Genomic DNA, 13,735 nt, shown 5'->3' with positions numbered 1-13,735 from the left:
GGTGGCAAAGGTAATTATTTGGCCAATGCCAATAACCCCTCTATATCTAATCTTCGTGTAAACATTTCTATTTCGCCGTTGTCGTCTTTAGGCCATTCTTCCTCCGGTCTGTCCCAGTATAGCTCAACGCCATTTCCATCAGGGTCGTCCAGATAAATAGCTTCTGATACGCCATGATCTGATGCCCCGGTGATTGGATATTTTTCATCAATTAATCGCTGCAAAATTATAGCCAGATCCTTACGCTCCGGATATAATATAGCGGTGTGGAATAGCCCCGGTGCATATTCGGGCCCGCGCGGTGCGCCCTTGCTTTGCCAGGTATTTAAGCCGATATGATGATGGTAACCACCTGCCGAAATAAACGCGGCTTGGTCGCCATATAGTTGCATTTTTTCGAAACCCAGCAATCCGCTGTAAAAATCTAATGATTGTTGCAGGTTGCTCACCTTTAAGTGTACGTGCCCTATCCGGGTTTGTGCGGGTATTTTATAATCATTCATGTTGATATATGTTTAAACATACAAATTTAAGTATTAAAGATCTCTTAATCTCAGATCGGTAGAAGACTTACACTAAGATGATAGTAAATTTAAAACTTTAAAAGCCTAATCTCTAATCTTTAACCGCCAATCTCTAATCTCTAATTACTACCTTTGCCCCCATGATCATAAAATCTGCCGACTTTATTTGCAGCAACACCCAGATTTCAAAACTGCCCCCACCAGTTAAGCCGGAGTACGCTTTTATTGGCCGCTCGAACGTGGGTAAATCTTCGTTGATCAATATGCTAGTCGCTAAAAAGGGTTTAGCCAAAACATCGCAAACACCGGGTAAAACCCAGCTTATTAACCATTTTTTGGTGAATGATAACTGGTATATTGTCGATTTGCCGGGCTATGGTTATGCACGGGCATCAAAAACAAAAAAAGCCGACTGGAACAAGTTTATCCAACAATACCTGGACAAACGCGAAAGCCTGCAATGCGTAATGGTGCTGATAGATAGTCGCCTTGATCCGCAAAAAATCGACATCGAATTTTGTAACTGGCTTGGCGAAAAAGGGTTATCCTTTGTATTGGTTTTTACCAAAGCCGACAAACAATCAACTCTAAAAACCGATCAAAGCGTAGCTAAGTTTAAAAAATCGCTATTGGAAACATTTGATGAAGTGCCGCAGATTTTTGTTACCTCGGCCGAGTTACATGCAGGTAGGGATGAGATACTAGGATTTATTGGGGGAATAAATCAGTCGTTTGAAATACCGGATTATAAGACGTTTGAATAACACATGAAAAAATATCTATCGCTAGTAACCTTCTCGCACACCATATTTGCTATGCCATTTGCCTTTATCGGCTTTTTTTTGGCAGTGACTACCACGCAGCACACGTTTGAGTGGCAAAAACTATTGATGATGGTTTTATGTATGGTATTTTCTCGTAACTCGGCAATGGCGTTTAACCGTTATCTGGATAGAAATATTGATGCCAAAAACCCACGCACCAAAGTGCGCGACATACCTGCCGGGCGCATCAGCGCGGCATCGGCATTGACGTTTACAGTAGTTAACTGCTCTTTATTTATTGCAACTACCTGGTTTATTAATCCGCTTTGCTTTTACTTATCGCCTGTGGCGCTATTAGTGGTTTTGGGTTATAGTGCGACTAAAAGATTTACGGCGCTTTGCCATTTGGTTTTGGGGTTGGGTCTATCGCTTGCCCCTATTGGTGCCTATTTAGTGGTTACAGGCACGTTTGCTTTGTTACCGATATTTTTCTCGCTGGCCGTTTTATGCTGGGTTAGCGGTTTTGATATTATCTATGCTTTACAGGATGAGGATTTTGACCGTGCCGAAAACCTGCATTCTATCCCCGCATATTTGGGTAAGGTTAATGCTTTAAGGTTATCTACCTTTTTGCATATACTATCGGCTATATTTATTGTGCTGCCCGTGTTTTACACTACGGTGGGTTTACTGTATTATGTAGGGATAGTATTTTTCTGCATCATGCTAACTTATCAGCATAGATTAGTAAAGCCGAATGACCTGAGCCGGGTAAACTTCGCGTTTATGACTACCAATGGATTAGCTAGTGTAGTGTTCGCTGTTTTGTTTTTGCTGGACAGGACGTTGCTGCTGCATGGTTTGATATTTGGCATAAGGTTATAAGTAAACTGTAGCGGGGGTTTCGAAACACAACACTCCATTAATTTTACATTTTCCCGTTTCCTCACTTCCCAACTAATTCGCACATTTGCATATCTGCACATCCGCACATCCACAACATCATGATCCACAAAAAAACACGCACCTATATACCTGTCGACCTTGAAATTAAATGGGAAACACTTGAACCACTTTATAAAGATTTGGTTAATCGCCAAATAAATTCGGTTGAAGAACTGGAACATTGGCTGCATGACCGCAGTGAACTGGAAGCCGCCCTGGAAGAAGATTTTGCCTGGCGCTATATCCGCATGACCTGCGATACCAATAATGAAGAACTACTGGCTGCTTTTCAATACTTCGCTACCGAAATTGAACCTAAAACAGCACCTTACAGCAACGAGTTGAACGTAAAGCTTGTTAACAGCCAATACTTTGACCAACTGGATAAGGATAAATATTTTGTTTACCTGCGCGGCGTAAAAAAAGCGCTGGAATTATTCAGGGAAGAAAACATCCCAATCCAAACCGAGATACAGGTTGAACAACAAAAGTACCAGTCTATCAGCGGCTCTCTATCTGTCCACATAGGCGATAAAGAATATACCTTAGAGCAAGCCGCGGTATTTTTAAAAGATACCGATCGCGCCAAACGCCAGGAAGTTTGGGAAAAGATCAGCCTCCGCCGCCTACAGGAAAAAGAAAAACTGGATGACTTGTTCGATCACCTGCGCGTATTAAGACATAAAGTAGCGCTAAACGCCGGTTTCGAAAACTATCGCGATTATATGTTCCAGGCCCTGGGCCGTTTTGATTATACGCCGCAGGATTGCTACGCTTTTCATGAAGCTATTGAGTTGGAGATAGTCCCTATTCTGCACGAACACGCCGAACAACGCAAAGAAGCCTTAAAACTGGATACTTTGCGCCCATGGGATATGGACGTTAATACATCAGGCAAACCGGCTTTAAAACCGTTTAACAATGGCGAGGAATTGATTGAGAAATCTATACAATGTTTCCGCAACATTAATAGTTATTTAGGCGAGCGCTTAGAGATAATGAAAGACAATAACCTGTTTGATGTGGAGAGCCGCAAAGGCAAGGCACCGGGCGGTTATAACTACCCGCTATCAGAAACAGGCGCGCCGTTTATTTTCATGAACTCAGCCAATACCTTCCGTGATTTGACCACCATGGTACACGAGGGCGGCCACGCGGTACATACCTTTTTAACTGCCGATTTGGAACTGAATGACTTTAAACATTGCCCGTCGGAAGTTGCAGAGTTGGCTTCTATGTCGATGGAGTTAATATCCATGGATAACTGGAATGTGTTTTTTGACAACGAAGAGGATTTGAAACGTGCGAAGCGGGATCAATTGGTTGATGTGCTTAAAACATTGCCGTGGGTAGCCGTGGTAGACCAGTTTCAGCACTGGATCTACACCAACCCTGACCATTTGGCATCAGAGCGTGCCGAAGCATGGTTAAAAATATACGAGCCATTTGGCGCAGGCTTTGCCGACTGGAGCGGCTTAGAAGCAGCCGAAGCAAATCTCTGGCAAAAACAACTGCATATATTCGAGATACCGTTTTACTACATCGAATACGGCTTTGCCCAATTAGGTGCTATAGCAGTTTACAAAAACTATAAAGAAAACCCGGAGAAAGCCCTGCAACAATATCTGGATGCCTTAAAATTAGGTTACACCAAAACTATTAAAGAGATCTACGAAACAGCCGGTATACAGTTTAATTTCAGCGCTGCCTACGTTAAAGAATTAGCCGATTTTATTAAGGCTGAAATAGCTAAATTATAAGGGCTAACTTTCTGTACCTAAGGTAATACTCTTCATATTTTTAAGACAAGCCAAGTTTTGTAAACTTCGCTTGTCTTGTCTATACCAATGTCATAAAGCGCCAAAAATTAAGGTTTTGGTACGGTTTTGGGGCTTGTACGGGTATGAAAAAGATATTTTTAATTTCCGTGACACTTATATTAGCTGCCATTACAGGCTTTAGCCAGGAGCTAAAACCTGTAAAAATAGATAGCTTAGTTACTGTATCATTACCCCCTGCATATCAAAAAACTGATACTTTGGGTCAGCAGGTATTTTCGTCAAATTCATCATTGGGTTATGTGGTGGTATTACGTACGCCTAATGCCAAAAATACAGCTCCTTTACAAAAGGAACGTGACCTTGATAACGTATTAAAAGAAAACGTTCAGAACATACAAAGCGAATCAAGCAATGCCAGCGCGCAATACGTGCGCGATACAACTATCGGCAAGTTAAAGGCCAAAACATTTACGCTGCAAACCGATAACGGCCAGGGCGATATTCAATTTAGAAACATTGTGTTGCTGTACACAAATGCAACAAGTTATGTATTTGAATATGTTTATACAAATGCCCGGAAAGAGATGGTTGCAAAAGAGTATAAAAGCTTTGTAAACTCTATAAAGCTATCGCCCGAGTTGCAGCGAAATGATCAATATTTATTCAATGCCAAGGGTATGTCGGTTTTACAAATGGGCTTGATTGGCGCCGGTGGAATATTCGTTATAATTGCCGTGGGAATGTATATCCAAAGGAGAAAAAGATTGGAATACGAATAAGCTATTTTTTAAACAGTCCCCTATTCCATTTAGGGGACTTTAAAAACTCTCTGTTCTCTGCCCAGTAGATCCACATCACCGTAACTACTACACCTATTACAGAACCGGCGGTTACATCCTCAAAAAAATGCTGGCTTAAATACATGCGCGAATAACCCACCAATGCGGCTAAAAGCAAAAGCGGCAATCCCCAAAACTTATCTTTGCTCCAATAAGCGATCAGTATTGCTGTCGAAAATGCCGTGACAGTATGCCCGGATGGGAAACTATGTAAACTCAGTTGATCAGTACCCACAACAAAGTGTATGCGGCCCAATTGGGCTTGAAAGTATAATTTGGGGCGTGGTGCGGCAAAAGCAAACTTTAAGGCCTGTGCCACTATGGTCGAACTCAGCAAATAGCTGCCTGCCAAAATAAACGCTTTACGATAGCTGAATAATAACAGCGTGATGGCTAATAGGATGGTTGTCCAGCCATTGCCAATATCGGTAATATAGGGGGCAATAATATCTGCCCAGGGCCAGTTACGTGCGTTTATGGCGAAGTAGATCTCTTCGCGGCTATAATTCAATTTTATGATCAAACACGCGGCTATAACGATAAGATAAGGTATAAAAAAAAACCTCACCTTGTATAACACTGCCTTTATTCCGATATTCATGGTGCAAAGTAAGCATATACTTATATCCCAACAAAAAAATGGTTATGTTTGGTTTCAGGACAGCAAATTAAAATATGTCGAAGAGTATATTTCGTAAAAAATCAATCAGTAAAATATTAGCAGATGTTGCCACTGGCTTCAGCGATGCCGAACATTCGGGCGGTTCTCATCTAAAAAAAGAATTAAACGTTAAGGACCTTACCTTAATGGGCATTGCCGCAGTAGTTGGCGCGGGTATATTCTCTACCATTGGCGAAGCCTCATTTCATGGGGGACCCGCTGTTAGCTTTTTATTTATTATTACCGCTATTACCTGCGGATTTTCGGCACTATGTTATGCCGAGTTTGCATCGCGCATACCGGTAGCAGGCAGCGCTTATACTTATGCCTATGCTTCATTTGGCGAATTGATTGCCTGGATCATCGGCTGGGATCTTTTAATGGAATATGCCATTGGCAACATAGCTGTTGCCATATCATGGAGCGGGTATTTTTTAAACCTGTTAGAAGGATTTGGACTACACATGCCAGCCTATTTAACGATGGATTATTATTCGGCGTTTAAAGCACATGAGCAGGTACAACAACTAACCGCAAGCGGCCATATAGCGCAAATAACAGATAGCCTAAAACAATCGGCATCAGCCTGGGCTACAGCGCCGGGTTTTGGCGATTTTAAATTTATAGCCAATATACCCGCTTTAGCCATTGTAATTGTTATTACCTATTTGGTTTACATAGGCATACGCGAAACTAAAAGAGCTACCAATGCTATGGTATATTTAAAGATCGCCATCATTATTGCGGTTATTGTTATTGGCTTTTTTTATATAACACCCGCCAACTGGCATCCATTTATGCCTAACGGATTTAGCGGCGTAATGAAAGGTGTATCCGGAGTTTTCTTCGCCTACATAGGTTTTGATGCCATATCAACCACCGCCGAGGAGTGCGAGAACCCGCAGCGTGATCTGCCGCGAGGCATGATCTATTCGCTTATTATTTGTACCGTATTATACATATTGGTAGCACTAGTGCTTACCGGCATGGTAAACTATAAAGACCTACAGGTTGCCGACCCATTGGCATTTGTATTTGGTAAAGTTGGCTTGAACAAAATAAGTTATGTAATATCCATAAGTGCTGTAATTGCTACCGCGAGTGTGCTATTGATATTCCAACTGGGCCAGCCACGGATCTGGATGAGCATGAGCCGTGATGGTTTATTGCCTAAAGCGTTTTCGCGCATCCACCCTAAATATCATACACCATCATTTGCAACCATAGTTACCGGTTTTGTGGTTGCTATCCCCGCCCTGTTTATGAATTTAACAGAGGTTACCGATCTAACCAGCATAGGTACCTTATTTGCCTTCGTACTGGTTTGCGGCGGCGTATTGTTGTTGCCAAGAGAGGCGGCGCATAAAGGTCGTTTCCATCTGCCTTACATCAACTCCAAATTTATTGCGCCGGTATTATTTATAGTGGGCATGGTACTGTTTTGGAAACCGATATTTGGTTTGTTTTCGGGCGAGAATGCCCACGAAAATTTCCCCATGTTTTTATTCATTATCCTGGCTGCTGTATTAACCGTGCTGGCTTTTATAAAAAACTTGTCCTTAATCCCGGTATTAGGCTTAATGAGTTGTTTTTACCTGATGACACAATTGGGTTATACCAACTGGCTGCGTTTTTTAATATGGCTGGTGATAGGTTTGGTGATCTATTTCACCTATAGCTTTAAACACAGCAAACTGGGTAAAGCTAATTGATGTGCAGATATGCAGATGTGCAAATAAGTGATTGATAGATAGCCAACTGTAAATAATCAAACCTTCAAACCGATTAGTGTTATTTTTACACTAAGATAGCTGCTAATTCTAAATTAATTTGCACATTTACACATCCGCATACTTGCATATTAATATGAATTACATTGAAATTATAGGCTTTATGGCCGCTTTTAGCACCACGATATCTTTTTTACCGCAGGCGGTAAAAACTATCCGAACAAAAGATACATCAGGCATATCATTATCCATGTACGTGGTATTTACCGTAGGTACTTTTTTGTGGCTGATGTATGGCATTATGTATCCAAGCCTGCCGGTCGCGGTAGCTAACGCCATAACATTTATATTTGCCGGTATAATCTTGGTCTACAAAATCAAGTATAAATAGCTAAATAATTTATATATAATTATTTAGTGAAACACTTAGGGGGTATTATTAGTTGTACTTTATAACTAACACTACCCTTATACTATGGCAAGTCTATACTCTATTTCCCTGAAAGCATGTATCGTGCTGATTTCATCCCTCAACATACAAAAGAAAATCAGATCATTAATTGGTTTATTACTGATACTTATTTCATCAACATCCTTATTTGCACAAACCGTTACCCCGGTAGATACAATAAAACCCGGTAAGGGCCCCGTAAAAGAGCAATTGAAGCAAATAAAAGAGGCTAAGGTAAAAACGCTGTCCGACTCGACGGGAAATCAACCAAAAAAAAGCCCCCTTATTGATACCACTATCCAAAACAAGTATGGCGATCTTTTAAATGATGATACAGCATTTAACAAAAAATACCCGATATGGAAACCCGCATTAGAGGTGTTAGGCGTTAATGTGTTCACTTGGTCATTAGATAGGTTTGTGCTAAATCAGGATTTCGCACATATAGGCCCGTCAACCTGGAAATATAACATACAACAGGGTTGGGAATGGGACTCTGACCGTTTTGGTATAAATTTTATAGGGCACCCATATACAGGTTCCATGTATTTTAACGCCGCCCGGTCGCAAGGATATACTTATGCGCAATCAATTCCGTTTGCAGTTGCGGGTAGTTTAATGTGGGAGTATTTTGGCGAAAATACACGTCCGTCCTACAACGATATAATAAACACTCCGATAAACGGCGCGTTTCTTGGTGAAATATTTTACCGTTTAAGTTCAAACATTTTAGACGACAGAACCACCGGCGGAGACAGGGTATTTCGCGAAATAGCTGCCGGGCTAGTAGATCCGGTTCGTGGACTTAACAGGTTACTACAGGGTAAATCTTTTAGAAAAACAACAAAAGAAGTTTACCAAAAAGAACCACTTAACATTACCATATTTACTGGTCTGCATAAAATAAACCAGGATAAGGCAACTTTTTTTGGCAAGGGCCCTACTGAAGCTTTAATAAATATGCAGTTTGATTATGGTAACCCGTTTGAAGAGCGCTATCGTAAGCCTTTTGATTTTTTCAGACTGCGTACTGAATTTAGCTTTGGCTCCGGCAGAAAACTTTTAGATAATCTTACGGGTTATGGCATTCTATTAGGCAATAATACCGGCTATAAAACCCATTACGGTAAATTCTCTGTACTGTATGGCCTTTTCCAATATGATGATTATTGGGATAATAAAACTTTTGAGTTAGGAGCGATTGGTGTGGGCGGAGGTGTATTTACTAAATACCCCATTAATAAAACTACAAACCTTTATACCAATTTGCATTTAGCTTTAGTACCATTAGCCGGTAACAGCACCCGTTTCGGGCCTGACACATCACAAGTTAGAGATTATACCTATAACAATGGTATAGAGGCCAAATTTGAAACTACGTTAAATGTAGATAAAGCTTTAAGTCTATCTTTTGTATATTATTATTTCTTTCTGCATACCTACGTAGGTACTCCGGGTAATAATAATGTCAGTATTTTAAAACCAAGAGTTACGTTTCAAGTTGCAAAAAACATAAGCTTGGGGTTTGAACACTTTATATATTATGATGACCGGTACCTGAAAAATCTACCTGGTATTTATTCTGTAAGAACAGAACAAAAAATATTTGTATCCTGGTTCTTAGAAGACCAGCAGCGCAAAGGGCGCTATAACTAAACATATATAAGATATAATAAAAAAGTCCCCACTTTTCAGTGGGGACTTTTTTATTATATTGAATCTGAAAGGGTATTTTCTTTATAAATCCATAGCGATATAAAAACCGGGAACACCCTCCTGGTAAGTAGGCATTATCATAGTAGTTTTACCCGACTTGTTTTTATGTGTTATCCAATCGCGTATATAAGGATAAACTAAATAGGATACTTTGGTTGATAATATGCCATAACCAGCACCTGCAACAACATCGCTAAACCAATGATCGCGATTATATAGCCTAAAAACCCCGGTAGTAGTTGCGAAGCTATAACCGATAATAGTGTAAACAGGCGATCTTTTAGAAAACTCTTGCGCCAAAAACTCAGCGCCCATAAATGCTGTAGCTGTATGGCCTGATGGGAAAGATAAATAATCATCGTTATTAGGGCGCAGTCTATGTGTTAAATGCTTGGTAGCATAGCCAGTAGCTCCTAATATCCCTGCAGACAAAGCCAATAAAGCTGTACGGTCAATAAATGTATTCTTGCCGGTAACACCTACTAAATTTAAGCCATAAACCATTACTATAGGGGCAAATTGAAAGTAACTCTCTGATGTAGTATGAAAGTTAGCGCCGGTTTTCTCGGTTTCACTATGCATGAAATAATCTACTCGCCGCAGGGGATGAACGGTAAATGTTAATGCCCCATAGGTTACGGCTACAAACCCGGGTACAAGCGCCCAGGGTTTACTATGTAGGCGTTTAACTGTATCAGGCGCGGTTAGCAAATCTTTTTTAATTGTGTCTACTAGTTTTTTCTTTGTTGTATCAACAGTTTGAGCATTAACCTGAAGTGAGAAAAGCAAAAGCAGTGCAAAAAATATATTCTTCATAAGTATAGTAATAGTAGGTTGTAAAACTATTTTCACAATCTGTACTAATATTGAAGTAATATTAGCTTAAAATGTTTTAACAAATTACACGAGTTATCTCTACTGTTTCCGGAGCGGCCAGCATTAGCGGTACTTTTTCAATGGTAACAAAGCTCAAATCAAGCCCGAAGCCGCGCTCTTCTGATAAGCTGATCTTTTTAAGATACGCATAAAAGGCCATAATACATTTCTCGTAAAACGACAGGTTATGTGAGCGTGAAAGCACCTTCTCAATTACCACGAACCTAAAATCACCAACAATTTTATGTTTGTTTAATGATTTGTAACGGCTGGTAATATCAACCTCTCCATTTTTAACCAGGTCCTCAACAACTCTTCTAAACAATAAGTTTATTTGCTGCTCAATACGGAAACCTAATTTAAAGTCGATCCTTATCAGTTTGTTCGGCACTAATATGTCAACTTCATATTCTTTTTTATAAGGTTCATCTACAACATCAACGTGTACCAACCAGTATACGTCGGCACGTTTTGGCTGCTTTTGCAGGATAGAATAAATAATCTTCGATTCAACTTCCGAATTAAAGTTGGCACTGGTTAAATAAACCAGTTGCGATGCGTATTTAGGTACGGTTTCGTCATCACTTAATTCTTTTATAATATTGTAGTAATCGTCAATCTCAACAAACTTAACGTAACGATTCCTGATCTTACGGGCTGTATGCCATGTCCACATGATAGAGAACAATACGGCACCAATTGACAAGGTGAACCAGCCACCGTCTACAAACTTATTTAAGTTACCGTATAAGAAAGTCCCCTCGATCAATAAATACATCACCAGGAAGGTATTCACTATATAGGTTGGCACTTTTTTACGCCGTAAAAATCTCGACACCAATATGGTTGTCATTAACATGGCTATAGTAATACTTAAGCCATAGGCCGCTTCCATCCTGTCTGAGTGTTTAAATAACATAACCACACCAATACAACCGGCACACAATAACCAGTTAACACTAGGAACATATAACTGGCCCTTTTGCTCGCTTGGGTAATTGATTTTTACCTTAGGCCATAAGTTTAACCTAACAGCCTCTGCAATGAGGGTAAATGAGCCAGATATTAACGCCTGGCTGGCAATAATTGCCGCAACTGTGGCTATGCCTATGCCATAGTTTAAAAACCACTCTGGCATTATTTTGTAGAAAGGATTTAGTAGATTAAGATTTAATGCCTGGCCATTATGCTGCAAAAGCCATACTGCCTGGCCCAGGTAGTTCAATATTAAACAGATTTTAACATATACCCAGCTTATTTGTATGTTTTTACGCCCGCAATGGCCAAGGTCTGAGTATAAAGCCTCTGCACCTGTGGTACATAAAAACACAGCGCCTAGTATAATAAACGCGTGGTAATTACTGCTTGTTAATAGTTTATAAGCATAATAAGGATTTAAAGCCTTTATTACTGTAGGGTCTTGTATAATAAATGCTATGCCTAAAACCCCCATCATAGTAAACCAGATAAACATTATAGGGCCAAAGGCTTTACCCACCATTGATGAGCCAAATTGTTGTATGATAAATAAGCCTGCTATTATAGCAACAACTACGGGCACCGTGTGCAAATGAGGGAACGATGGTACTAAACCTTCAATAGCGGCAGATATGGTAATCGGCGGCGTAATAATACCATCGGCAAGTAAGGCACAACCACCAACTACTGCGGGTACTATTAGCCATTTTGCCTTACGCCGAACTAACGAGAAAAGGGAAAAAATGCCACCCTCGCCTTTGTTATCGGCACGCAGAGTTATTACCACATATTTCAAGGTAGTTTGTAGCGTAAGCGTCCAAAAAATGCAGGAAACACCTCCTAAAACTAATACCTCAGAAATGTGTTGAGTACCAACGATTGCCTTGAAAACGTATAACGGAGAGGTACCAATATCCCCGTATATAATTCCTAAACTGATGAGCAGCCCGGCGGCTGTCAGTTTTTGTAGATCTTTATGTTGCGACACTATATTGATTTAAACGCACAAAAGTATTAAAATATTTGAGTTCCAACTTAAAAAAAGATGCAAACGTATAAGTAAATTAATTGTTAGCCTAATAATAGGCTTTGTTAAATTTTGTTAAATAGTGTAATAAAAGTATGGATATTGAAATTGATGAAATGTTTATTTATACTTTTGTAAAATGAAACCAAGTTGTAAGGTATGAAGCGAAATTTTACTTTCACTTATTCATGGATATTAATAATTGCGATGGCAATATCCATAAACTGTGCCTTTGCCTCAACAATTAAACCACCACAGCACGATACGCTTAACTATTCGTACCTGAAGAAAAAAGTAAAAAAGAGTCCGTTAAACTTCACTTTGCCTCCTATAAAGCCGGGGGTAATATCCAGCACCAAACTAGTAATACCACACGCTGATGATAAATTATTAAGTAATGTGGAGATATTTCCAAACCCGATAACCGATCAGATTAATTTAAAATATTTACTGTCGCGCAACTCAAACGTTACAATAAAAATGGTTGATGTATTGGGTAATGATGTAATGACTCTGTTTTCGCAAAGGGTTGAGCCTGGTGAGCAGGTTCTTAACCGTGCATTAAGCAATAAATTAAACCGGGGGTTTTATTTTATCCGTGTTGTTGCCGGCACAGAATCTGTAATTAAACGAATTTCTCTTTTATAATTTATTGAATTATTGACTGAATGAATTATTGAATAATTAGATTTATTAATATAATTTGTTAATATCGCAGTACAAACAATTACTCAATATATAATTCAGTCATTCAATAATTGTATTCATGAAAATCATCGCCATTGGCCGTAACTATGCAGAACATGCCAAAGAATTAAATAACCCTGTACCTACCGTCCCGGTAATATTTTTAAAGCCTGATACGGCGTTGTTAAAAGACAACAAGCCTTTTTATCATCCCGATTTTTCTGAAGATGTACATCATGAGCTTGAAGTGGTATTAAAGATCAGCAAGGAAGGCAAGCATATCAGCGAAAAATTTGCAGCGAGTTATTATGATGAGATTGCATTAGGAGTTGATTTTACGGCACGCGATATCCAATCGCGCCATAAAGAAAAGGGGTTACCGTGGGAGTTAGCCAAAGCTTTTGACAACTCGGCCCCAATAAGCAACTTTGTACCTAAAACACAATTCGCCGATATTTATAATTTGAATTTTCATTTGGATGTTAACGGCCAAAGCAGGCAAGTTGGCAATACCAGTAATTTGTTGTTCTCGTTCGAGTACATCATCGCCTTTGTATCTAAATATTTCACCCTGAAAAAAGGCGACATGATATTTACCGGCACCCCGGCAGGCGTAGCCAAAGTAAATGTTGGCGATAGGTTGGAGGGCTATTTAGAAGAGCAAAAGCTGATTGATTTTTATGTAAAGTAATCTCCCCTTTTAGTTCTTCCTGAAACAACTTTGACATACTGGCGTTAGTTCAATACGTTCTATGT

At 39.8% G+C, this 13,735-nt stretch carries 13 protein-coding genes; 9 read left to right on the top strand and 4 right to left on the bottom strand.

Translation table 11 applies throughout. The features are described 5' to 3' along the window. Positions 1 to 14: 14 nt before the first annotated feature. Positions 15 to 503: a VOC family protein gene (locus JWQ34_RS03010; RefSeq protein WP_299353710.1), complete on the bottom strand. Its 489-nt coding sequence runs from the start codon at positions 501 to 503 to the stop codon at positions 15 to 17. Between the two features lie 161 nt (positions 504 to 664). On the opposite strand from JWQ34_RS03010, the gene yihA reads away from it, so the two are divergent. From yihA to JWQ34_RS02990, 4 genes are all read left to right on the top strand, one after another. Next, the gene (gene yihA / locus JWQ34_RS03005; RefSeq protein WP_299353707.1) at positions 665 to 1,288 is read left to right on the top strand and encodes a ribosome biogenesis GTP-binding protein YihA/YsxC; all 624 of its coding nucleotides are present in this window, start codon (positions 665 to 667) and stop codon (positions 1,286 to 1,288) included. 3 nt (positions 1,289 to 1,291) lie between these two features. Further along, positions 1,292 to 2,173, top strand: a complete 882-nt coding sequence (locus JWQ34_RS03000; protein ID WP_299353704.1) for a UbiA-like polyprenyltransferase — start codon at positions 1,292 to 1,294, stop codon at positions 2,171 to 2,173. Between the two features lie 119 nt (positions 2,174 to 2,292). Beyond that, a complete protein-coding gene (locus tag JWQ34_RS02995) occupies positions 2,293 to 3,993 on the top strand; it encodes a M3 family oligoendopeptidase (RefSeq protein ID WP_299353702.1) in 1,701 nt (566 codons plus the stop codon). Positions 3,994 to 4,136: 143 nt separating this feature from the next. Then, a complete protein-coding gene (locus JWQ34_RS02990; RefSeq protein ID WP_299353700.1) occupies positions 4,137 to 4,793 on the top strand; it encodes a hypothetical protein in 657 nt (218 codons plus the stop codon). A gap of 1 nt (position 4,794) precedes the next feature. On the opposite strand, the gene JWQ34_RS02985 is transcribed toward JWQ34_RS02990, so the two are convergent. Next, the gene (locus tag JWQ34_RS02985; protein ID WP_299353697.1) at positions 4,795 to 5,454 is read right to left on the bottom strand and encodes a phosphatase PAP2 family protein; all 660 of its coding nucleotides are present in this window, start codon (positions 5,452 to 5,454) and stop codon (positions 4,795 to 4,797) included. Between the two features lie 74 nt (positions 5,455 to 5,528). Between JWQ34_RS02985 and JWQ34_RS02980 the strand changes: the two genes are divergently transcribed. The 3 genes from JWQ34_RS02980 to JWQ34_RS02970 all read left to right on the top strand — a co-directional run bounded on the left by JWQ34_RS02980 (position 5,529) and on the right by JWQ34_RS02970 (position 9,351). Beyond that, the gene (locus JWQ34_RS02980; RefSeq protein WP_299353694.1) at positions 5,529 to 7,226 is read left to right on the top strand and encodes an amino acid permease; all 1,698 of its coding nucleotides are present in this window, start codon (positions 5,529 to 5,531) and stop codon (positions 7,224 to 7,226) included. A gap of 154 nt (positions 7,227 to 7,380) precedes the next feature. Next, positions 7,381 to 7,635, top strand: coding sequence for a SemiSWEET transporter (locus JWQ34_RS02975; protein ID WP_299353691.1), 255 nt, complete (start codon positions 7,381 to 7,383; stop codon positions 7,633 to 7,635). An 84-nt stretch (positions 7,636 to 7,719) separates the two neighbouring features. Continuing rightward, positions 7,720 to 9,351: a DUF3943 domain-containing protein gene (locus JWQ34_RS02970; RefSeq protein ID WP_299353688.1), complete on the top strand. Its 1,632-nt coding sequence runs from the start codon at positions 7,720 to 7,722 to the stop codon at positions 9,349 to 9,351. 81 nt (positions 9,352 to 9,432) lie between these two features. On the opposite strand, the gene JWQ34_RS02965 is transcribed toward JWQ34_RS02970, so the two are convergent. Continuing rightward, complete coding sequence (locus JWQ34_RS02965) at positions 9,433 to 10,227, bottom strand: phosphatase PAP2 family protein (protein ID WP_299353685.1); 795 nt, start codon at positions 10,225 to 10,227, stop codon at positions 9,433 to 9,435. Between the two features lie 76 nt (positions 10,228 to 10,303). Continuing rightward, positions 10,304 to 12,253, bottom strand: coding sequence for a KUP/HAK/KT family potassium transporter (locus JWQ34_RS02960; RefSeq protein ID WP_299353682.1), 1,950 nt, complete (start codon positions 12,251 to 12,253; stop codon positions 10,304 to 10,306). A gap of 198 nt (positions 12,254 to 12,451) precedes the next feature. On the opposite strand from JWQ34_RS02960, the gene JWQ34_RS02955 reads away from it, so the two are divergent. Together JWQ34_RS02955 and JWQ34_RS02950 are read left to right on the top strand one after the other, a co-directional pair. Further along, positions 12,452 to 12,940: a T9SS type A sorting domain-containing protein gene (locus tag JWQ34_RS02955; protein WP_299353679.1), complete on the top strand. Its 489-nt coding sequence runs from the start codon at positions 12,452 to 12,454 to the stop codon at positions 12,938 to 12,940. 118 nt (positions 12,941 to 13,058) lie between these two features. After that, complete coding sequence (locus tag JWQ34_RS02950) at positions 13,059 to 13,670, top strand: fumarylacetoacetate hydrolase family protein (RefSeq protein WP_299353676.1); 612 nt, start codon at positions 13,059 to 13,061, stop codon at positions 13,668 to 13,670. Positions 13,671 to 13,735: the final 65 nt, after the last annotated feature.

Source organism: Mucilaginibacter sp. (genome assembly GCF_028288185.1).
GTDB lineage: Bacteria > Bacteroidota > Bacteroidia > Sphingobacteriales > Sphingobacteriaceae > Mucilaginibacter.
Note: the sequence above shows the minus strand (reverse complement) of the source record. Positions and strands in the feature narration are given on the sequence as shown.